Raw genomic sequence first — 20,830 nt, 5'->3', positions numbered from 1 at the left:
CAAGGGTGCAGGGTAATCAGATAGCGCCGCTCCAGGTAGGAGGCAACTTGTTGGCGAGAGGCTTTACGCTGTGGTTCAGGCCTGACGCCTCGCGAACAAGTTCGCTCCTACCGTTTGGCGCCGCGCAAGGGTGCAGGGCGATCAGATAGCGCCGCTCCAGGTAGGAGGCAACTTGTTGGCGAGAGGCTTTACGCGTTGGTTCAGGCCTGACGCCTCGCGAACAAGTTCGCTCCTACCGGTTTGGCGCCGTGCCAGGGTGCAGGGTAATCAGATAGCGCCGCTCCAGGTAGGAGGCAACTTGTTGGCGAGAGGCTTTACGCGTTGGGTCAGACCTGACGCCTCGCGAACAAGTTCGCTCCTACCTGTTTGGCGCCGCGCAAGGGTGCAGGGTAATCAGATAGCGCCGCTCCAGGTAGGAGGCAACTTGTTGACGAGAGGCTTTACGCGTTGGTTCAGGCCTGACGCCTCGCGAACAAGTTCGCTCCTACCGGTTTGGCGCCGTGCCAGGGTGCAGGGCAATCTCTACCCGCTACCTGGAGAACCTCCTCGCACCCACCACACAAATAATCACCGCAACCGTTACCCCGAGCATCCCCGCGCTGACCTGTTCATGCAGCAACGTCGCCGCCAGCGCCAGCCCGAAAAACGGTTGTAGCAATTGCAGTTGCCCAACTGCAGCGATCCCGCCTTGTGCGAGGCCGCGGTACCAGAACACGAAGCCGATCAACATGCTGAACAGCGATACGTAGCCCAGACTCAGCCAGGCGGGTGGGCTGATACTCGAAAACGACGGTGGACTCAGCAAAACGCTGAGCACCGCCATGAACGGTAGCGACAGTACCAACGCCCAACTGATCACCTGCCAGCCACCCAGTGTTCTCGAGAGTCTGGCCCCTTCGGCATAACCCAGGCCGCAGACCAGAATCGCCAATAGCATCAGGACATCGCCGGTGGCCGAGGCCTTCAGGCCCTGAGAGAGGGCGAAGCCAACCACCGTCAAGCTGCCCAGCACCGAGAATAACCAGAAGGCAGCACGAGGCCGTTCGCCTCCGCGCAGCACACCGAATATTGCCGTGGCCAGTGGTAATAAGCCGAGGAAGACGATGGAGTGTGCTGACGTCACGTGTTGCAACGCCAGCGCGGTCAATAGTGGAAAGCCGACGACTACGCCAATGGCGACGATCAATAAAGACAGTAATTGGTGGCGTGCCGGACGCTGCTCTTTGAACAGCAACAACACGCACAGCGCGAGCACGCCTGCGAGCGTTGCCCGGGCGACGGTCAAAAACACCGGGTCGAATTCCAGGACTGCAACCCGAGTAGCAGGCAGCGAGCCACTGAAAATCACGACGCCGATAAAGCCGTTGATCCAGCCTCGGGTGGCATTTTCCATGGGAACGATTTTTGGGGCAGATGCTTGTTCCATGCGGGCCACTCTCAAGTCGGGTTGCGTAAAGGCATCCTAGGATCGAGTATCAGTACAATCAAAAAATTGTCATGGATACAGTTCGACATGCCACACGCCCGCTACAAATCACTGGTGGATGCGTTCGCCGCGGATATTCGTTCGGGGCGCTTGCCGCCGGGAACGCGCTTACCCACACACCGAACCCTGGCCACGGCTGAGGGGTTGGCGCTGGCTACGGCGTCCAGGGTCTATGCCGAGCTGGAGGCCATGGGGCTGGTGAGTGGGGAAGCAGGGCGGGGCACGTTCGTTCGGGAGACCTCATTGCCGGCGGGGCATGGCATTGATCAGCCTGACGTCGCAACCGGCGTTATCGACCTCAATTTCAACTATCCGTCATTGCCAGGGCAGGCCGAGTTGTTGCGCACTGCGCTGCGCCAGTTGGCATTGTCCGGTGATCTGGAATCGCTGTTGCGCTACCAGCCGCATGCCGGGCGAGGCCATGAGCGGGCGTCCGTGGCACGTCATCTGCGCAGTCGCGGGCTGACCGTCGAGGCCGGTCAGGTGTTGTTGGTCAACGGCGCTCAGCATGGTTTGACGGTGGCGATGATGGCGCTGTTCAAGCCCGGTGATGTGGTGGCGGCTGATGCGCTGACCTATCCCGGTTTCAAAGTGTTGGCTGAGTCCCTGAGCCTGGAAGTGTTGCCTGTGCCTGTGACGGATTCAGGGCCTGATCTGGATGCACTGGAGAAACTCTGCCGACGCAGAACAGTGCGGGGGATCTACAGCATGCCGACCTTGCATAACCCCATGGGCTGGGCGATGGGTATCGAGCAACGCGAGCGGCTGGTGCAGATTGCGCGACAACATGCGCTGTCTATCATCGAAGACGCGGCTTACGCTTTTCTTGCGCCCAATCCGCCACCGCCTTTGGCGCACCTGGCTCCGGAGCGCACAGTGTATGTTTCCGGCCTGTCGAAGAGCGTCGCCACCGGGCTGCGGTTTGGATTCATTGCTGCCCCGGCCTCCCGCGTCAGTGCGCTCGAACGCGCGATCAGAGCCACAAGCTGGAACACTGCCGGGGTGATGACGGCGATTGCTACCGGCTGGCTGGATGACGGCACTGTCAGCAGGCTGGAGGCGCAAAAGCGTGCGGATGCCAAAGCCAGACAATTGCTGGCGGATGAGCTGTTGGGGGGAGTGAATTGCGTTCGTCATCCCTCTTCCTATTTCACCTGGCTGCCATTGGCCGAAGATGCACGAGCGGATCAGGTTGCGGCGGCGCTGATGCGCGAGAACATTTCGGTGTCCACTGCCGAGCCTTTCGCGGTGTCCGTACACGTGCCGCATGCGATCCGCCTGGCACTCGGCTCTGTAGACATGCCCACGCTACGTACTGCACTGAAAACGGTTAACCGTGTCGTTGGGGTTTATTCCTGAGTTGTGGATAACTTCAGCAGGCGCTGGAGTTGTTCATGTTCCCAGATACTCAGCAGCTTGACCGGGTCGGTGCCGTAGCGCTGCCAACTGTCTGCGGTCCCGTGACTGCCTTCGGGTGACCGGCAGGCCTGGCAATGGCTCAGCTTGTTCTCCTCACTGACCAGTGTGAGCTGCCAGCCATCCACCTCGATTTCGATTTGCCCTTTTCGGCTTTTCACCGTGTGCAACGTTCGCGTTTCGAGGGCGATGTCTTTCAGGAGTTGATAGACGTCGCGGGCCGTCAGGTCGGTAGTGCTTTTTACCATACAGATATTCTCTTGTTGAAACCGATGCGGCACTGCCTGAACATGCCCGCAGCAATCCGGGAAGATTACTTTACAGGCGAGGCGCAGTGGATGATCGATTTCAATAACAAAGGCTTCTTCAAACTCAAGCAGAACGATGAATACGCCGAGCGTGTGACGGCGCTTTTGCTGGAAGGTGAGCAGGTCATTGATTCATACAAGTCCATGCGCGACGGCGTGGTGTTTACCAACAAGCGCATCATCGCCGTCAACGTGCAAGGTCTGACCGGCAGCAAGAAAGACTTCACCTCATTGCCGTATAAAAATATCGTCGCGTATTCCATCGAAACCTCCGGCACCTTCGACCTGGACTCGGAGCTTGAAATCTATTTTTCCGCACTGGGCAAAGTGAAGTTCGAGTTCACCGGGAAGACTTCCATGGTTGAGATTTCCAGGCTGATATCCAGGCATCTGTTGGGGTAGTTTCAACTGATAGGCGGCCCTTGTAGGAGCTGCCGAAGGATGCGATCAGTTATACCTGACACACCGCTATTCGCAGCCTGCGGCAGCTCCTACAGTGGTGTGTCCAGCGAGTTCGCCTCTTGGCACATTGCGCGCCAGGCCTGAAACTTCCCCTTTGACCCACATCTTCAAGGTTGTCCCATGATCAACATCCGGCCCATGACCGCCGAAGACTTCGAGCTTTTCTGGCCCACTTTTCAGAGCGTGATCGCTGCCCGGGAAACCTACGCCTACGATCCGCAACTGACCCGTGAGCAGGCCCTGCACCTATGGCTGGAAATGCCGCTGCACACCTTCATCGCCGAAGAGGAGGGCGTACTGCTCGGCAGCTACTACCTCAAAGCCAACGCCGCAGGTCCCGGCAGCCACGTGTGCAATTGCGGCTACATGGTCACCGAAGCGGCGCGCGGGCGTGGGGTTGCGCGGTTGATGTGCGAGCACTCACAGAAGGTAGCCATTGAAAGCGGTTTCCTCGCCATGCAATTCAACTCAGTGGTTGCGAGTAATGAAGTGGCGGTGGCGTTGTGGCAGAAGCTCGGTTTCGACGTCGTCGGCCGACTGCCACGTGCTTACCAGCATGCGCGGTTGGGGTTGGTGGATTGTCTGGTGATGTTCAAGTGGCTGACCGAAGACGCGCCGCAAAAGCCGATGCTGATCGGGCGCAAGAACATCGAATCGGTGGTGTCGCGGCCGCGGCGTAAGTAGTCCTGATATTGCGGCCCCGTAGGAGATTCTATGTTGGCCTGCAATCTGTGGGAGCGAGGCTTGCCCGCGATGCAGGCGACTCGGTTTGTCAACTGCACCTCGTCACCGTTCATCGCGAGCAAGCTCACTCCTACAGGTGAGTACCAATATTTGTGAGCTTTGCCCGGACTTGCATCCTGTTGTCGCACCGGGCGCGATTTCAACAAAACAGTATTTCACTGCTTCATTTGGATCACACTCTCAAAGCTCCAGTTGATCTGCACTGATACCAAATGCCAGCGCAATTTTTTCTCGGGTAACTTTGCGCGGTCTGGCGACAGTTTCCTGTTGCGCGTAAGCCGGTTGGGTGATGGCCAGTCGCTGGGCGACCTCTTCTTGAGTCAGTCCCAAATGCTCACGCCAAGCGCGAATAGCGGAGGCTCCATCGACGATTCTGCTGACCACCTCATGGGGGATCAAATCGCTTTGATTTTTGTGTTGAGCCACGTATTGCGCGTACGGGATCACCACGAACGCCGGTTTTCCATCCGGACCGTTGATGATTTGAACGTCAGTAGGTGCGTCCGTCACGTTTCTTGACCTCTTGTATGCTGACGATTTTGACTGTGCCATCCCAATCGAACAGGACCCGGTAGTTACCAACTCTCAGCCGGTATCCGTGTTCATGTCGGACCAGCATCTTGACGTTGGCTACGTCCGGCATAACCGTGAGCATGGTCACCGCATCGCGAATCTGAACCTGATGTGGCGTGTGCAATTTCAGGAGTTGCTTAACGGCCTTACGGGTCCAGGTAATGGTATTCACAGGCAATATATAGGTCTTTTATAAGTAATTCTCGCATATTTACTTATAATTCTGAATTTGCCAATGATCACACCCTTGCATAATGTTGCCGCCCAGACCAATTACCGCATACGCCAATTGAGTTCGCGGGACCGGTTTCAGGGCGGGAGAGCCTCGCGGCTAAAGCCGCTCCTACGGGTGTTCATGGTTGATTTACCTACCAACAAAAAGCCCGCACAAGGCGGGCTTTCTGAACAGCTCTGACTACAACGAGTAAAACTTACTTCTCGTTGCTGGCCTCAAGCTTTTTCTGTTGCTTCGGATGCCCTTCGGCCAGGGCCGTGCGAACTTCCTCAACCAGTTTCGCAGACACCGCAGGCGCCTGGTTGGACCAGCCCTGGCGCAGGAAGGTGGCCAGTTCGGCAACTTCTGCGTCGTTCATGCGCTCGGCAAAACCTGGCATCGGCAGGATCGACGGGCCTCTCGCGGTGGATGGCGTTTTTGCGCCAGCGAGAATCACGTGAACCAGCGCGGTCGGGTTTTCGGCGTTGATGATCGAAGCACCGTCCAGACGCGGGAAGATCCGTGAAGCGCCTTCACCTTTGACAAAGTGGCACGCGCCACAGTTATCCAGGTACAGACGTTCGCCCAGGGTCAGGTCTTTGGCTGCGGTCAGTTTGCTGGCCGTGGCGGCGCTGCGCTCAGCATTGTGCTGATAAACAGTTTCGCCATTCTTGTCAGCGGGGCCAGACAACGACTTCAGATAAGCCGCCATCGCATGCAGGTCTTCATCGGTCATGTGCGACGTGCTGTTGGCGACAACGTCAGTCATTTCACCGGCAACCGACGCTTTGGCATTACGGCCAGAACCGAGGTAGTCGACGATTTCGTCCTGCGACCAGTGAGCAACGCCACGGATCGAAGGCACAGCCCAGTCGTTGAGCAGAGCGCCCGTCAGGTAGTCGCTGCTTTTCTCGTCGAGGCCTTTTTCCTGCATGGTCAGCGCACGCGGTGTGTGGCAAGAACCGCAGTGGCCCAGGCCCTGTACCAGATACGCGCCGCGAACCAGTTGCGGATCGGTGCCCGCAACAGGTGCAACCGTCGATTCCGGTGCTGGCGAGAAGAACGTGCGCCAGTAAGCCAGCGGCCAGCGAATCGACAGTGGCCACGGAATATCGTTGGCCTGATTGGCTTGCTTGACTGGCTCAACGCTTTTCATGAAGTACGCATACAACGCTTGCGTGTCTTCATCCGAGACCTTGGCATACGACGGGAACGGCATCGCCGGGTAAAGCGCGCTGCCATCGTGACCGACACCGCGACGTACTGCGCGCTCGAAGTCGCCATAGGTCCAGCTACCGATACCGGTGTCTTTATCCGGCGTGATGTTGGTGGCGTAGATCGTACCGATTGGCGACTCGATACCACGACCGCCCGCGAAGGTTTTGCCATCGTGAGCGGTGTGGCACGCCACGCAATCGCCAGCGCGTGCCAGGTAAGCGCCTTTGCTGATGAGTTCAGGCGTCACTTCCTGAGTCATCTGCGCAGATGCGTCACCCGATTTGTTGAGGAACACACTGACCAGCCAGGCCAGCAGGGCAAGCACTACACAAACTGCCAGAAGTACCAGCAGCGGGGAGCGGGATCTGGATTTCATGTTCTCGCTCCTCACACCTGAACCAGTGGGCCAGGGTTTTTGATGTAGTGGTCTTTGATGGCCTGAGCCGAGAACAGGGTCAATGCGCCGATCAAAGCCGTCGGGTTGGCCTGGAAGTTCTGCGGGAAGGCGTTGCCGCCCGGTACGAAGACGTTATGCACGTCCCAGCTCTGCAGATAGCGATTGAGTGCCGTGGTTTTCGGATCGTCGCCCATGACCGCGCCGCCCACGTTGTGGGTGGATACGTACTTGGTGATATCCCAATGAGAGTCCATCGCCAGGAAGCTTTCGCTGTAGCTGTCCGGACCCAGTTCCTTGGTGATATCCAGCACGATTTTGCGCAAGTGCTGCTGCAGTTTCAGCTCGTTCTGTTTCCAGTCGAAGGTGATACGCAGCAGTGGCAAGCCCCATGGATCCTTGTACGTCGGGTCCAGGTCCACGTAGTGACCACGATAAGACTGGCAACTGGTGGTGATGCTCACTTTCATCGAGTGGCCATACCAATCCTGCATGCCTTCTTTCCAGCCCTGGCCCCAATCCGGCGTGCCGCTTGGCAGCGCTGTACCGATAGGTGCGCCGGTGGCTTGCGAACTGTGAATCTTCGCGCCGCCAATGAAGCCCAGTGCTGCGCCGTCGTAGTTGCCCGGCGAAACGTCGTTGAACATCTGCCCGGTAGCACCGGCGGTAGCGAACGGGTTGAACTCCTTGTCCTTGAAGAACAGCGTGGAACCGCCGTTGCTCAGGAACGCGTAGTTGCGGCCAACAGTACCGGTTTCGGTGATCGGGTCGTAAGGCTTGCCGATACCGGACAACAGCATCAGGCGCACGTTGACGAACTGGAAGCCCGCCAACACAACGATGCCAGCAGGCTGGAATACCAGGTTGCCGTCGGCGTCGGCGTAGGTCACGCCTTTGGCGGTCTTGCCGTCCGGGTGCAGCTCAACTTTGAGTACGTTGGCGTTAACCCGGTACGAGAAGTTTTCCATGCGCTTGAGCGAATCCAGCACCGCGGTTTGCGGCGAGGCTTTCGAGTAGTTCAGGCACGGGTACTTGCTGCAATAACCGCAGTAGTTGCACGGGGCGATCTGATTACCGTACGGGTTGGTCCACGCCTGTGACACGTTCGCCGACGGGTTCGGGAACGGGTGGTAGCCCATCTTGCGCGCCACGTCTGCAAACATCTTGCAGTTCAGGGTGTCTTCAAGGGGCGGCAGCGGGAAGGCGCTGGAACGCGGACCTTCGAACGGGTCACCGCCTTCGATGATGCGACCTTGCAGGTTGCCGGTATTACCCGACAGGCCACAGATCTTGTCAAACTTGTCGAGGAACGGTTCGATTTCATCCCACGTGAACGGGTAATCGCCGATGCGCATGTCTTCTTGCAGGATGCCCGGCTTGTAAGCCTGGTCTGCATAGGTCTTGAGCTTGATGTCGGTCGGGGTCGGACGAATCAATACGCCGGTCCAGTGCAGGCCCGAGCCGCCCACGCCAGTACCTGGCTCGAAAGCGCCCCATTTACGGGTAGGCAGAGCAACGTCGTTGGCGGTGTGGCGAACAGTCATGGCCGCCGCTTTTGGCGTGGCCATGATCTTGTTGCGGATGCCGTAGGCATATTGATCCGCTGGCTTTGGATAGGCGAAGTCGGTGTTGTTACGATCTTCACCGCGCTCCAGAGCGCGTACTTCCAAACCTGCCTGAGCCAGTTCAATGCTCATCAACGAGCCAGCCCAGCCGAGGCCGACGACGACTACGTCGACTTCGTCATTAGTAATATTTGCCATGAGAAAACTATCCTGGAAATGCTTGGCGAAGGGAGATCAACCGCGCTGGCCGCTGATGCTGACCGGGCCGAGGGGGTACTTGACGTTGTGCTGTGTCACCCACTCCACGTAACTGGCGCGGGCTCCGGGGAAACCGATGGCGATCCAGGCTTTCATGCCCTTGTTGCCGCCATAGATCGGGTCCGAGAGGTAACCCTGCTTGGTGTGGTTCAACAGTTCGCCAAAGAACTGCTTGGACTTGAGCACGTCCTCGCCAAACGCTTTGAAGCTCACTTCGCCTTTCTGCAGCTGCTTCAAGACGTCTTCTTGCTTGGCTGCATCCAGAGACGCGAAGTTCTTCTGGTGCTTCTCCTGACAAAAGGCGTCAACGCTCTTGATGCCTTTTTGATAGATCTCTTGCGGACGATAAGGAATCTGATAACCCATTTCCGCCGGCGCATCGAGTTTGAAAGGACCTTCCAGATAGATCTCGCTGCCCAGATCGCTGGCCAGTTGCTGATCGATAAACACCGGGACGTTGGTTTCCAGCGCGCCAGGCCCACGGCCACCGGCCGGGATCAGGCGGTCACAGGCCGCCATGATGAAAGCCCATTCAGATGCGCTGAAAAAAGTCGGACGATATTCTTCAAGTTTTGGCGCAACCATCTCCGCTGCTTCCGCAGCGCTCAGGCCTTTAATGGCGACGCCTATCGCAGGTAGTGCAATCAAGGAAGAAAGCAGAAACTTCCTTCGTGACGTTGGTTTATTCAACAACATGGTGAGGCCCCTATGAATGCTCACAAGAAAACCCCGGACGGTGCTATCGGAAATCGAAAGCCTCGACCTGCTGTGCAACCCCTTTAGCCAACGTAAATAGCGCGCAGCCGGATGCGCCTTCGATTGAAGGACATTGACGGCGACGTTTTCAGGTTCCGGATCGTTTCAACGAAACGCGATGGTTGGTGGTTCTTTCCAACCGGCGATGGTTAACGTAAAAGGCATACGTTACCAGTCAACGTACAACTCGCGATCATCTCAAGCGCTAGCGCGCAATCTGGAACAGGGCTGGCAGACCTCAAGGGTTGCTCTAATTGTGATCGTTTGCGTAGGTGCGACTGCATGAACAACATTCATCCAGCACAGCATTGAGGCGCGATACTCAAGTATCGTCTGCTCATCACGGGTAGCAGGATGCTATCAGGTTTGAAAAAGATGCGACAAATTATTTCCGATTTTTGTCAAGGTGTTGCGATGTCGCATCCGGGACGCTTTTGGTATTTCCATGCCGCATATCGGCCAGATTGGCGACGATGGGGATAATCCTGATGATTTTCAGAGCGAATGGGAGTTCATGCCCATCGTTGAAATACGATTCTTAAATGACTCGATTCCTGTAGGAGCTCACCGAGGTTACGAGGCCAGCGATGGCGGTATGTCTGACACTCCGCTATCGCTGGCCTCGTAACCTCGGTGAGCTCCTACAGGTCCAATGTCTAGTTAGAGACATCATGGAAGGCGTCGTACAACTTCTTACTGAATGGCTGCAATAGCATCAATTTCAATCTGCATCCCGTCCAGCGCAAGACGCGGCACCGGAATCAATGTGCACACAGGCTTCATCGATATTCCCCACGCTCGATCAGCTTCTTCAACCCAAATGCGCAGCTTTTCCTGGTCGTGATCGACAATCAGCAGCGTCAGTTTGAATGCGTCATTCAGACTGGCACCTTTGGATTGCAGCGCAATGGCGAGATTGGCGAGCGCCTGTCTGGCTTGCTCGGCAAACACTGAAGACAGTTGACCCTGTTGGTCTTCACCACCTTGCCCAGCGATGTACAGGAGCTGCGCCTGCGGCTGCAATTGGGCTACGTGGGAATAACCATTTGGACTTGGATCGTACAGGCCTGGTGGATTGGATAACTGGAAAGCAGGGGCGATATCAAACTTGGACATAGGCTGACTCCTGATGAAAGAGTCGGCAGTTTCAGACCTCTAGTTAGGTTGAGGTCAAGGCGCCTGTTCAATGGATCGCAATAAACTAATGAATTAGCATTCCGACCTTGTTCTGCGACGCACTCTTTCAGTATCTGATTGGCCCGGAATCTATGCATATTCTTATTACCGGAGCACCAGGCTCCGGTACCTCGACTTTAGGTCGCGACCTGTCCCAGGCACTATCGGCGCGACATCTGGAGGGTGATGATTATCAATGGCTGCCCACTAACCCTCCTTATCAACAGATGGTGGCCAAGGATCAGCGTGGCGCTGCATTGTTATTCGATATGCGCGCCGCTGCCGAGGCTGTTGTTTCCGGTTCGATAATGGGCTGGGGCAGCGAACTTGAAGATACTTTCGATCTAGTGGTTTTCCTCTACGTCCCCAGCGACATACGCCTCGCCCGGCTCAAGCTGCGCGAAGAGCAGCGTTTCGGTGTGGCCAGGCCCGAGTTTCTGGCATGGGCCGCGCAGTACGACAGCGGTACCGAACCGGGGCGGAGTTTGCAGCAGCATCGGGCTTGGCTTGAGCAGCGCAGGTGCGAGGTGCTCAGGTTGGAGGGGGATTTGTCGGAGGAGGGGCGGTTGAGTGCGGTGGTGGCGGAGATTGAAAGGCTCCGCCGCCAGACCGCCCCGGACTAGAGATTGATCAACCGCTTGATCCCGTACATCAAGATCAGAAAAAGCAGAATTTTCGCGACATCAATCAAAGCCCGGAACGTAATCGGCCACCATTCGTGAGGCTCGATTGCATCCTGATAAGCATATGAGTCGGTCGATGCTCCGGTTTTCTGGAATTCATGTTCTCTTGCACGGCCCCAATACATGAGCGCGAAGATAAGCCCGATAACGCCCAGCCCACCGAGTTGGTCATCAGGCGCGACCTCAATTGGCGGTCCCCAGAGGTAGCATGCACCCGCTATCACCCAGATCAGCATTCCTAGCCAGGTCAGGGTTTTGCGTGCTCGCACAGATGCCTTGAGGTTCGTGCGCACACTGAACGGGCAAAATTTTCCGTCGCGCTGAAGCCGGTCTTCAAGCGAAACAATGTAGCCCGACACAAAGGCCAGAAAACCAATGAAAACTAATACAAAGGCCATCGGGGTTGGCTGCCTTAGTGAATTGAACGAAGGTTGCGTTCACAGAATGTCCGCAGGTGGAGCGTTTACTTGAATAATTTGCGGTTATTGAGCGGGTGGGATCAAGCCCGCATTGCCGGGGTCTCATCAAACAAAATTTAACCATCTGATGGAATACTTTTCGCCTGTAGGAGCCTGCTGCCACGCGACAACGCAGCGTCGAAGACGGGACGGCCCCTCTTGCACTGAAAGATGAGGGCTGGTCTGTGTGATCGTCCCGTAAGTGTTGAGCAGCAGCTTCATTTTTTACTTAAACAAATCAGCAATTTCTGAATCCATGGCTTCGAAAGCCTCAGCATTAAACCTCATATCGGGCAGCATTCCGCGTCGCTTAGAGGTTGTAGGCATCAGTTCAGTGACTGGAGATTCAGTCTTGGCAATGATGATTGTTTCGCCATCCGCAGCCGCAACGACAGGCTGGGTCAGGTGTTTCTTGTCTCCATGGACGTTGTGAGTTTTCACGGTGGTGCTCCTGTAAGCCATCAAGCGTCAGTGCTGATTCTAGACCAGCATCATGTGGGTTCAGATCCAGGCTTATCAATGAAGCGATTTCACTCAGTCTCAACATCGATTTAACAGCGGTTGCACCAGGCAAACCCCGCACTTATCATTCGCCCCGTCGCTGCACATCAGCGACCGGGTTTGGCGATCCGGCTCATACCTTTTCAACAGCTTCAGTTGCTGGTTGTCTTCACTTCGTGCGGGCGACATTTATGGCGGCTGTGCGCGGGAGACCTTCGGGTCTGCCGGGTGGGTATGACCGGTTCGCCAACCTGCGCACAGTTGCCACCTGATTTCGTTTGGCGATGAGACGGGTGGCGAGTTTAGCCATTACCCTCTGGATTCATTCATGACCCAACATACTCCGCTGAATCAATATCCCAATACCGTCCTCTTCATAAACCCCGAAGCCCCAATGGCCGACCTGCACCTCTGCGCCACGCAACGCTTGCGCGCAGTCAAAAATCTGATGAGCTGTTTAGCCAGCACCACGACCAAAGACGCCGATGAGAACCAGTTGGCTCACGTCGCTGAGGCCGCTTTCCTGTTGCTACAAGACAGCTGTGATGTGCTGGAGTTGATGGAAGTCAGGCTGGATAAGGTCAACGCCTGATAAACACCGCGAGGGTTGGCTACGATCTCTGGCTCATGGCTGACCCGCGGGACGGATCAAGGTGGCGCTCAACTTCCATTTGGGAGGCGATGCTCAGGCGATACATGCGCACAGGATGTGTCACCCCTTCGCGAATAAATTCGCTCTCACGTGGGTTGAGTTCGCAGCCAGACGGACAGTCCACAGAAAGCTCCTCAATCCATACAGTTATGCGCTGTTGGGTCGGGAATCAAAAGCGATAGGAGCACGCAAGATGAGGCAGTGTTGAGATTGGCGAACGCCAAAAACAAGAAAGCCCGCAACCCGCCGCGGTGCTGAGAGTTATCTATCAATACTTTGGGTTGTAGCGTTCGCCGTTATAGATCAGTACGTATTCATTCGAGGTAGGCTTTTCTTCTTTAGTGCAGCCATTACCCGTATCCGTTTTTTCGGTAGCGATTACTTTTTCCGCCACCTCCAGATCGGCATACCCGTGATTGCTGTTGTTGCCAATACTTAGAGTAAGGTGCGCCTCTGAAAAACTGCCCGCGCAGCTATCGGGATTTTGTTCGGCGGACGCTATGTCTTTTTCCAATTCAAGGATTTTTCGCATCCTTTTTCCTTCATCGGTATACAGATAAAGTAGTGTTAAGGAACGGGTGAGAGGCTCAATCGCCATATCATGTTTTAAAATGACTCCAAAAGTATGAGCGCCCGGGGTGAGCTGATAGCTGGCCGTATCAAGACTAAGTCCGGAAAACTTGAACAGAGAAATATCGATAGCATTGCTCTCGTAAACATGGCTCTCTATCACCCCTTTTTTAGCGCTAATGATCTCAAGGCCATAGGTGACCCAATCTTCAGGCTCGTCTTCTACCTTAACTCTTTCTTCTTCAAGAACCAGAACTGCCAGTGTCTGGTCGGGATCATCATTGGCCGTTTTACACGCGGAACGCTGCTTGTCAAAGGCTAGCGTCGGATGCAATTTTTTAGCCCAGCCCGACAGGTATGTTTCGCAGTTCGGAGAGGCAGCAGAGGCCAGGAATGGGAAAAACAACAAGCTCAGTGCTAAAAGGCAGCGCATCGGGTATCCCTACCAGTGAAAAACGAATGGGGGTGCGGTCATGAATTGCATTTTCGGCAGCGGTACAATAGTAATTTCGCTTGAAGAAATCAAATGTCTCGAGCTTTTTGAATGTGTTGTCAGGCGGACTATTGGGTGAGGCGTGCCACTCCGCAAAATTGGTTTGACAAAGTTATCTGCCCAGCGGTTGTCTGGTAGCTGGGTGTTCATGTTTTTTATTATCTTTTAAAGCAAGGTCACTCACGGTGGTGTGGTGTGCTTGAAGTATTTAAGTTTCATAATTTTCTCAAAGCACAGGTGTTATATCTGATGCGGCTTGATCTGGCTGCTACGCTTCAGGCTTTCAAAAAGCGTCGATTCAATCGAAAATCAGGTTTTGCTTCGCCCATTTTCTGGCGGACACAGTGTGGAAGAAATTTGATCACTATTGATCTAGGTATGCGGCCTTGAAAACATCACAAAAACGAATAATTTATCATTGTAGCTGGCAGTCTATGGACCGCCTCCGAGTGGTGGGAAAGAGCGCTAGCCAAAAGATCAGGAACCCCGCTAATCAGCCCCGGCGGGTGCTATCGACTGAAAGTTTTCAAGCCCTTTTGGGTGCTGCCTGACATCCTCCACCCACAACCGGACCTTAACGGAGTTAGATCATTGAAATGGTTTTCTTGGTGGGGCAGCCCCGGTTTTTACAAACTGTACGATCATCGAAACGGTAAATTGATTTCAGAGACCGAGATTTATGATCGTGAATCCGGGGCATGGGGAATGGACTGGGGGGAAGGCCGGGTTTCTTGTATTCAGGGCTGATCCCTATAGGCCCGAACGTTCCTGATTGCATGCGTGATCGACCCACCCATGAGAAACCGAAATGAAACCAACGTCACGTCGCTGGGCTCTTTTTCTCACTTATCTGTCCATTGCAGGCGGTCTCTGGACTGCATCGGAGTGGTGGGAAAAAGGGTTAGCCAAAAAGTTGGGCCACGCTCACATTAGCCCCAATGGGTGCTATAGAGTTGAAACCTTTGCGCCATTCTGGGTGCTACCCATGATACTTCATAGAAAACCTGATCCAAATAACGATATACCACCGAAAATGTTGCCATCGTGGAGCCACCCAGGTTTTTATCGTTTGTATGACAACCGCAGTGGAGAGTTAATCGGAGAAAGTCACATCTATGACTTGGAATCTGCAAGTGGGACTCTATACTGGGGAGATAAAACCATACCGAAAGTCATTGCCGGATTTATTTATATCGGCCCGAACCTTGACCACTGCATCGGTGATCAACTTGAAAGATCGATACCGAAAAAATAATCCCCCTCCCTGCGAACAAACGCTTTTCAGCGCTCATTGTGCGTATTACAGGCGCACCTCTCCTGCATTCAGTAATCGCTTTCGCACCCCCGCAGATTGGAAAGAACAAACAGCGGGGTCTGCTGTGCAGCGTTTTTCAGCTACACTCGGGAGCGTACTTCCGTATCACCAAGCTGGCGGTTGATCACTCGAAACGTATGCTCAACCTTGGCGCGCAGTTGAGCATTCGGCAACTCGATTTTGCGGTATATCTGCTTCTAGCTTGATGCCTCTTCCAACGTTGCAAAAATAAGAAATGTGTCATCGGAATCCAGATTTTAAACACTCGTCTGGAGAGTATGGAAGATTCTTGTTGCTCCGCGCTGTAAGTTTTAGGTTCTATATGTATCATTGTCCCTATAGTAATTGATCTCTTCGACAATCCATTTGCTGTCTTTTCCACTGTGTGGATTGTTGCTGGCTATATAATTCAGCGAGCTCACCAACATCCAGCCTCTCAACTCTAATCCTCTGACTGCCAAAGGCATCTCCATGTCTTCTTCATCCAGATATATTTCGTCATCGTCCAGGTTTTGGATGTAGTCGCATGGGATGTAGTAAAAGTCTGTATTTTCTGGATTGCTCTTCCAGGTAGCTATCTTTGCATAAATCCACTCCCCCGAATCTAACAGGGAAAGATTCTTAAATAATTCGTGTATTGATCTGTAGCTATTCATCACATCTCCAAAGGTTTATCTGCAAGTAAAACCGCCGCCCCAGGTTTTTCTTCCTCTGTGTCCTTTGGCATAATAATCCAAATGTCTTGAGTTATGGTCTGGTCCGTCAACGAGTTGTAATAGCCTGCCAGGCTGTTCGTAGTGACACCCAGTTGTTCATAACCATGGCGAATGCCAAGGCAGTGGAATTTGTCTTGGTTCAACCGGTGTGCCGCCAGTCATATTCCAAAGCCGTCATGCACCAGACCTTCATGCGATAGGCTTCGGGCGTTGTCGCCCTCACGTACCAGATCGTCTACGGTCATCGGGTGTAGCTCTCGAATCGTCTGCTCGTCAGCGCCGCGCCGGGAGCCATGATCTCCTCAATGTAATCCATCGCCTTTTCAATATTGGCAACCTCGCGCAGTTGGTCCGTGTCCTGAGCCTTGCCTTCTACCTTGCTATCTATGTAGCCCGCCAAAGTAGTGTGATTGCCCTCTATGCGGGCAGAACCAAGGCTTTCCAGTGCATGGAAAAGCGATTTGATTTGATAGAACACCTGCGGCGGCGTATCGCCTTCAAGCCTTGGGCGGCGCAGATGTTCCAGATCGCTCAATACATCGACAAGGTCCGAGTCAAAGGACGGATTGAGAAGACCAAGGTCTTGATGGGTAAACGTGGGCATATAGAAAATATCTCGAACCGGCAGAAAGGTTATCTTGAAAAAAATACCGGAGATCAGCGTATTTAAAGGGTATGCGCTCAGCATGCTCTAAAAATTATCTTGAATTCAGTCTTGAGCTAACTCAAAAGTGAGTAATGCTCAGGTGTCAGAAAGGAGGGCGGAGGGAAGGTATCTGGGTGATAAAAAGGAGCAATCCCAGAAACAAGAAAGCCCGCACTAGGCGGGCTTCTTGTTGCTTCATGAGCATCGATGATGTCATGAAGCAGGTACTTGGTGGCTACACAGGGACTTGAACCCCGGACCCCAGCATTATGAATGCTATGCTCTAACCAACTGAGCTATGTAGCCAAGTGGCGCGCATTATTCGCGGATAAGGGATATGTGTCAACCCTTGTTCTGAAAAATTTATGCGTGTGATCAAGCGGTTAGGGTTTCGTCCCCGCTATTCAAGGACGAAACCCGGTTGCCGTTAGCGAAAAAGATCGTCCAGCAGGCCTGAGTCCAGCATATCGTCAAGCTGATTTCGTTGCGCGCGCAGCCAGACTTTGATGTTTTTCGGCGACTCTTGCAGGAAGGCGACCTCCTGTTCCATATCGAAAAGCTCGGCATCCAGCTCGTTCAGCACTTTGTTGCACTTGCGTGGGACCTGCGCGGGCTTGGTGGTCTCATACGGAGGGAGGGCGAATCGGCCGTTGAAGATCATGTTCTGCACGTGGATCTCTTCCTCGAGATCCTTGACCTGCTCGGCCAGCACCCGGTTGTAGTGCTTGATGCGTTCCAGTGGCAGGTTGCTGATATGGTCCGTGTCGATCTGTTCGATCTCAAGTTGCAGTTGCAGCAGGCTCAGCAAGTCTTTCTCGGCATAGGCCTTGTTGACTCGCTGCATGAGGTCGGTTTTGCGCGCACGCTCGTGTTCGTCCGTTTCCCGGTCGGGATGGAGGGCGCTGGCGAGTTTGCGATAGACCTCACGTACGGATTGGCTACTCTTGGCTTGGTCCTCTTCTTTGCGCCGTTCATGGGCTGACTTTTTCGGCGGTTCTGAGAGCTGCTCATCGCGGTCGGCGGCATCGGCGTAGCTCGACAGTTTCTCTTGCAGGAATTCGACAAACTCATGTTCAGAGGTGATGTGATCACCGTCCGAGAGGTCGAGATCAAACTTATGCTCCATATGCGCTTTGAAGTGCGCCAGTTCCTCTTGCTGAACGTCGTCGAAGTCTTCGCCGGAATGCCTGGCAAAAATCTCCTTGAGTTCCTGGCTGTCAGGATGCGATTCGTCCATGAGGTCTTCGACCAGGCCACAGACGATGTCAGTCAAGGTTGCCCGGTCTTGTTTGCTGAGTTTTATCTGCGAGCTGGCGGCGTCCACCGTGCGCAGCAACTCCAGCTGCACAGCACTGAGCTGCTCAACGGCTGGCGTGAACTCTTCAGCCCAGAGTTGCGTGTACGCCTGTTCAGCGGTGCTCCAGCCTTCCAGCGTGCTGCGGTGGGTTTCGATCTTTTTCAGCAGGCTATTAAAGCGTTTTTGCTGAGGATTGGGTTTGGCTCCGGCGGGTTGAGGCGCCACGCTCAGCTGGGGGTGTTTGCCGACCATTTGGGGTCTCTCCTCCGGGAAATGATAAAGCGTAACCATTGGTGACGTACTTTTGTAGCGGCTGTCCACCAAGCGGGAAGCTTCCTACTGGTGAAAACAGCAATCGCCTACACGGTCTGAATATTGCTAGGTGATCGTAAAGTTGACGGTTTCTGCAATGGCGCCAATCAAGAAGCGCTGGGCGGCTATCGTAATCCAATCAATAACATGGCATTTTGCCGGTAGTAGTTTTTCGAAGACATCTGCAATGGCTCCTGCCGTTTCTGCCGGGTGTTCTGGGGGAGTAGGTCGGTCATGTACAGTATTTTGTCGCCGGGTATGCGCATGCTTAGCCGTTTTGGCTTCGCGCGTAAGTTTCAGATGCTGTTTCTTCTGTTCATGCTGCCGCTGGTGGGCAGCCTCTGGATGATCGGCCAGGACTATCGCAGCAAACTCGAGACGATCGTGGGCGAGCGCTCGGGTGTGACTCAATTGCTGGCACTGGATCAGCTCGACAGCGAGCTTTCCCATCAGCGGGACAATGCTGCGCGCTGGAAGGCCTCTGACATTCTGAAGGAGCCGACGCCCGCCGCCAAAGCCGCGATGACGGCGATGGACGCCGCAGGCCCGCGTATTGCGCAGGCACTTGAGTCGCTTGGGGCCTCGCTCAGAAAAGAAGAAGCCAGCGCTGATGCATTCAAGCGTTACGACACGCTGAAGGGCTCGGTGACCGGCATGGACATCGCCTCCCTGCGCACCGTCGGCTGGTGGCCGGATGGTTATGACCGGTTCACCAATGCCTTGGGCAACGTGCAGGCCTTGCGCGAGCAAATTGCGACGGACAGCGGCCTGATCCTTGACCCATGGCTGGAGACGTATCTGTTGATGCAGATGTCGACCCAGCAAATCCCTGATCTGGTCGAGCGTATCGGTCGTATGGCGAGTATTGGCCAGACGTCAGTGGTCACCGGGCAGTTCAGCCTGCAAAGCCGTTTGCAGATGCGTGAGCTGCGCGGGCGGATTAGCGATGCCAGGGATCAACTGATCAAGACTGGCGACTTCCTGCAGGCCAAGCTTCCTGCCGAAATGAAACCGTGGGCCGAAAACTACAACGCCACCATGCAACGGCTCACTGACGAGTTGAAGGTACTGGATGACGGAGTGTTCGGCGCGACGATCAAGCTTGATGCCCCTGCGTACGAGCGCAGCGTCGATGCGTTGCTCAACGATCTGACGAACTTGCGTAATCAGTCTTTGCAGTCGCTGGACGCCCGTCTCGCGTATTACCACCAGAAATCCAACATGCAGTTCATTCCGATGGGCATCTGCTTTGGCGTCTTGTTGCTGGCCGCGATGTATCTGTTCGCCTGCCTGCAAGCCTCGATCCGTCGCAGTGCTCGCGGCATTACCACGCTTGCCGAGTCGCTGCGTGACGGTAATCTCTGTGTTCAGGTTGAAGTGCAAGGTCGCGATGAACTGGCGGCGATCAGCACGGCACTGAACGTGGCGGTGGTGCAGTTGCGCACCAGTCTGCTGGGCGTGAATCATGAGACCAAGCAACTGGGCAGTGCGGTGTTGACCCTCAACACCCAATCCAGCGGCACCTTGAATGAAGTTGAAGAGCAGCAATACCAGATCAGCCAGATCGCAGCGGCGGCAACTGAGCTGGCGGCAACTTCACAAGGCGTGGCGAAAAGTTGTGAGCAGGCTTCCGACAGCGCCCGGCAGACCCGCAAGATCGCTGAGGAAAGCAGCCGTGACAGCCAGCGCACGACGACTAGCATTCAGCAGCTTAATCAACGCCTGACGGACACCGCTGCGGCGTTGGGCCGAGTCAGTGAGCAAGGGCAACAGATTCAGTCGGTAGTCGATGCGATTCGTGGTATCGCCGAGCAGACCAACCTGTTGGCGCTTAACGCAGCCATCGAAGCGGCGCGAGCGGGTGAGCAGGGGCGTGGTTTTGCGGTGGTTGCCGATGAGGTTCGCAGCCTGTCACAACGGACTCAGGTGTCTACAGCGGAAATTGCCAGCACTGTCGATAGCCTGCGCTCCACAGTGAGCCAGGCGGTGGGCTTGATGGAGTCGGCATGTGGTCAGGCGGTCAACGACGCGCAGTCGGTAACTGATCTGGGTCAGCGTCTGGTTGAGATCGCCAGCGCTGTGCAGGGCGTTACCGATACCCTGGCGCAGATTTCCACTGCGGTTGAAGAGCAGGCCAGCACGGCCGACGAAGTCAGTGGCAACATTCAGCAGGTCGATCAGGCCGCCGGACGTTTGCTTGAAGGTGCGCGGGCTGTGAATCAGGCTGCCGATACGTTGAGCAAAGGCAGCCGCGCGTTGAGCGATAACACGTCGCGCTTTCAGCTGGATTGAGGGTTGAGTGAGACCCGCCTCCGAGCAATTCGGGGGCGAGGGGAAGTGTCTGCTGAGTCTCCTAGTGCCGACTCCATCCAAATTGAACGTATTCTCTGTTGGAGCGAGGCTTGCCCGCGAAGAACGATAATGCGGTTTGTCTGGCATAGAGAGTCGGCTGGTTCGCGGGCAAGCCTCGCTCCAACAAGGGATAGAGGAGCCTTTTGGTGTTCTCTTTTAGGCAACAATAAATTCATTCTGTAATATTGGTGCGTGTCCTCTCCCTACCCATACTCGAACTGCACCCCGACGCCACCAGCCGGGGGCGAAAGGCCGGATCTGCTGA

21 protein-coding genes, 1 tRNA gene and 3 pseudogenes are annotated in these 20,830 nt (G+C 55.0%); 8 read left to right on the top strand and 17 right to left on the bottom strand.

All coding sequences use genetic code 11. The features are described 5' to 3' along the window. Positions 1 to 529: 529 nt before the first annotated feature. Positions 530 to 1,426, bottom strand: coding sequence for a DMT family transporter (locus AO242_RS23335; protein ID WP_099270532.1), 897 nt, complete (start codon positions 1,424 to 1,426; stop codon positions 530 to 532). Between the two features lie 87 nt (positions 1,427 to 1,513). On the opposite strand from AO242_RS23335, the gene AO242_RS23330 reads away from it, so the two are divergent. Continuing rightward, complete coding sequence (locus AO242_RS23330) at positions 1,514 to 2,845, top strand: aminotransferase-like domain-containing protein (RefSeq protein WP_099270531.1); 1,332 nt, start codon at positions 1,514 to 1,516, stop codon at positions 2,843 to 2,845. Here AO242_RS23330 and AO242_RS23325 read toward each other — a convergent pair. Next, the gene (locus AO242_RS23325; RefSeq protein WP_027899652.1) at positions 2,836 to 3,150 is read right to left on the bottom strand and encodes a DUF7693 family protein; all 315 of its coding nucleotides are present in this window, start codon (positions 3,148 to 3,150) and stop codon (positions 2,836 to 2,838) included. The genes AO242_RS23330 and AO242_RS23325 overlap by 10 nt on opposite strands. A gap of 90 nt (positions 3,151 to 3,240) precedes the next feature. On the opposite strand from AO242_RS23325, the gene AO242_RS23320 reads away from it, so the two are divergent. Together AO242_RS23320 and AO242_RS23315 are read left to right on the top strand one after the other, a co-directional pair. Beyond that, entirely contained in the window at positions 3,241 to 3,612 is a 372-nt protein-coding gene (locus tag AO242_RS23320; protein ID WP_027899651.1) for a PH domain-containing protein, read from the top strand. 180 nt (positions 3,613 to 3,792) lie between these two features. Further along, on the top strand, positions 3,793 to 4,356 hold the full coding sequence (locus AO242_RS23315) for a GNAT family N-acetyltransferase (protein ID WP_099270530.1): 564 nt from the start codon (positions 3,793 to 3,795) through the stop codon (positions 4,354 to 4,356). A 240-nt stretch (positions 4,357 to 4,596) separates the two neighbouring features. Here AO242_RS23315 and AO242_RS23310 read toward each other — a convergent pair whose 3' ends face one another. From AO242_RS23310 to AO242_RS23285, 6 genes are all read right to left on the bottom strand, one after another. Next, entirely contained in the window at positions 4,597 to 4,968 is a 372-nt protein-coding gene (locus tag AO242_RS23310; RefSeq protein ID WP_099270529.1) for a helix-turn-helix domain-containing protein, read from the bottom strand. After that, positions 4,907 to 5,161 carry a type II toxin-antitoxin system RelE family toxin gene (locus tag AO242_RS23305; protein ID WP_099270598.1) on the bottom strand — a complete coding sequence of 85 codons (255 nt, stop codon included), beginning with the start codon at positions 5,159 to 5,161 and terminating at the stop codon, positions 4,907 to 4,909. The genes AO242_RS23310 and AO242_RS23305 overlap by 62 nt, the downstream gene beginning before the upstream one ends. A gap of 259 nt (positions 5,162 to 5,420) precedes the next feature. Beyond that, positions 5,421 to 6,797: a c-type cytochrome gene (locus AO242_RS23300; protein ID WP_099270528.1), complete on the bottom strand. Its 1,377-nt coding sequence runs from the start codon at positions 6,795 to 6,797 to the stop codon at positions 5,421 to 5,423. Between the two features lie 11 nt (positions 6,798 to 6,808). Beyond that, positions 6,809 to 8,578: a GMC family oxidoreductase gene (locus AO242_RS23295; protein WP_099270527.1), complete on the bottom strand. Its 1,770-nt coding sequence runs from the start codon at positions 8,576 to 8,578 to the stop codon at positions 6,809 to 6,811. Between the two features lie 36 nt (positions 8,579 to 8,614). Beyond that, complete coding sequence (locus AO242_RS23290; protein ID WP_027901258.1) at positions 8,615 to 9,334, bottom strand: gluconate 2-dehydrogenase subunit 3 family protein; 720 nt, start codon at positions 9,332 to 9,334, stop codon at positions 8,615 to 8,617. Between the two features lie 753 nt (positions 9,335 to 10,087). Further along, entirely contained in the window at positions 10,088 to 10,510 is a 423-nt protein-coding gene (locus AO242_RS23285; protein ID WP_099270526.1) for a RidA family protein, read from the bottom strand. A gap of 152 nt (positions 10,511 to 10,662) precedes the next feature. Here AO242_RS23285 and AO242_RS23280 point away from each other — a divergent pair, with 152 nt between their 5' ends. Then, positions 10,663 to 11,193 (top strand): AAA family ATPase, encoded by a 531-nt coding sequence (locus AO242_RS23280; RefSeq protein WP_099270597.1) that lies wholly within the window; start codon positions 10,663 to 10,665, stop codon positions 11,191 to 11,193. Here AO242_RS23280 and AO242_RS23275 read toward each other — a convergent pair. After that, on the bottom strand, positions 11,190 to 11,651 hold the full coding sequence (locus tag AO242_RS23275) for a hypothetical protein (protein WP_099270525.1): 462 nt from the start codon (positions 11,649 to 11,651) through the stop codon (positions 11,190 to 11,192). The genes AO242_RS23280 and AO242_RS23275 overlap by 4 nt on opposite strands. Before the next feature lie 285 nt (positions 11,652 to 11,936). Then, the gene (locus AO242_RS23270) at positions 11,937 to 12,152 is read right to left on the bottom strand and encodes a type II toxin-antitoxin system prevent-host-death family antitoxin (protein WP_099270524.1); all 216 of its coding nucleotides are present in this window, start codon (positions 12,150 to 12,152) and stop codon (positions 11,937 to 11,939) included. A gap of 388 nt (positions 12,153 to 12,540) precedes the next feature. Between AO242_RS23270 and AO242_RS23265 the strand changes: the two genes are divergently transcribed. Further along, a complete protein-coding gene (locus AO242_RS23265) occupies positions 12,541 to 12,804 on the top strand; it encodes a hypothetical protein (RefSeq protein ID WP_099270523.1) in 264 nt (87 codons plus the stop codon). Between the two features lie 328 nt (positions 12,805 to 13,132). Here the strand turns inward: AO242_RS23265 and AO242_RS23260 are convergent, their stop codons facing one another. Next, on the bottom strand, positions 13,133 to 13,867 hold the full coding sequence (locus AO242_RS23260; RefSeq protein ID WP_099270522.1) for a hypothetical protein: 735 nt from the start codon (positions 13,865 to 13,867) through the stop codon (positions 13,133 to 13,135). 474 nt (positions 13,868 to 14,341) lie between these two features. Between AO242_RS23260 and AO242_RS29840 the strand changes: the two are divergent. Then, positions 14,342 to 14,739 (top strand): annotated as a pseudogene (locus AO242_RS29840) (hypothetical protein). Then, positions 14,736 to 15,182, top strand: a complete 447-nt coding sequence (locus AO242_RS23250; protein ID WP_099270521.1) for a hypothetical protein — start codon at positions 14,736 to 14,738, stop codon at positions 15,180 to 15,182. The pseudogene AO242_RS29840 and the gene AO242_RS23250 overlap by 4 nt, the downstream one beginning before the upstream one ends. Positions 15,183 to 15,227: 45 nt before the next feature. On the opposite strand, the pseudogene AO242_RS29835 reads toward AO242_RS23250, so the two are convergent. From AO242_RS29835 to AO242_RS23225, 6 genes and pseudogenes are all read right to left on the bottom strand, one after another. Next, positions 15,228 to 15,427: pseudogene (locus tag AO242_RS29835) on the bottom strand (IS5/IS1182 family transposase); the annotation flags it as partial. A 126-nt stretch (positions 15,428 to 15,553) separates the two neighbouring features. After that, a complete protein-coding gene (locus tag AO242_RS23245) occupies positions 15,554 to 15,898 on the bottom strand; it encodes a hypothetical protein (RefSeq protein ID WP_099270520.1) in 345 nt (114 codons plus the stop codon). Then, complete coding sequence (locus tag AO242_RS23240; RefSeq protein WP_099270519.1) at positions 15,898 to 16,101, bottom strand: hypothetical protein; 204 nt, start codon at positions 16,099 to 16,101, stop codon at positions 15,898 to 15,900. Before AO242_RS23240 ends, AO242_RS23245 begins: the two co-directional genes overlap by 1 nt. Before the next feature lie 50 nt (positions 16,102 to 16,151). After that, positions 16,152 to 16,562: pseudogene (locus AO242_RS23235) on the bottom strand (Fic family protein); the annotation flags it as partial. 271 nt (positions 16,563 to 16,833) lie between these two features. Then, a tRNA-Met gene (locus tag AO242_RS23230) sits at positions 16,834 to 16,910 on the bottom strand. A 121-nt stretch (positions 16,911 to 17,031) separates the two neighbouring features. Further along, positions 17,032 to 18,153: a J domain-containing protein gene (locus AO242_RS23225; RefSeq protein ID WP_099270518.1), complete on the bottom strand. Its 1,122-nt coding sequence runs from the start codon at positions 18,151 to 18,153 to the stop codon at positions 17,032 to 17,034. Between the two features lie 294 nt (positions 18,154 to 18,447). Here AO242_RS23225 and AO242_RS23220 point away from each other — a divergent pair, with 294 nt between their 5' ends. After that, on the top strand, positions 18,448 to 20,505 hold the full coding sequence (locus AO242_RS23220; protein ID WP_099270517.1) for a methyl-accepting chemotaxis protein: 2,058 nt from the start codon (positions 18,448 to 18,450) through the stop codon (positions 20,503 to 20,505). Positions 20,506 to 20,830: the final 325 nt, after the last annotated feature.

This window comes from Pseudomonas sp. ICMP 561, from assembly GCF_002699985.1.
Taxonomy (GTDB): domain Bacteria; phylum Pseudomonadota; class Gammaproteobacteria; order Pseudomonadales; family Pseudomonadaceae; genus Aquipseudomonas; species Aquipseudomonas quasicaspiana.
This window is presented reverse-complemented; position numbering and strand designations above follow the sequence as displayed.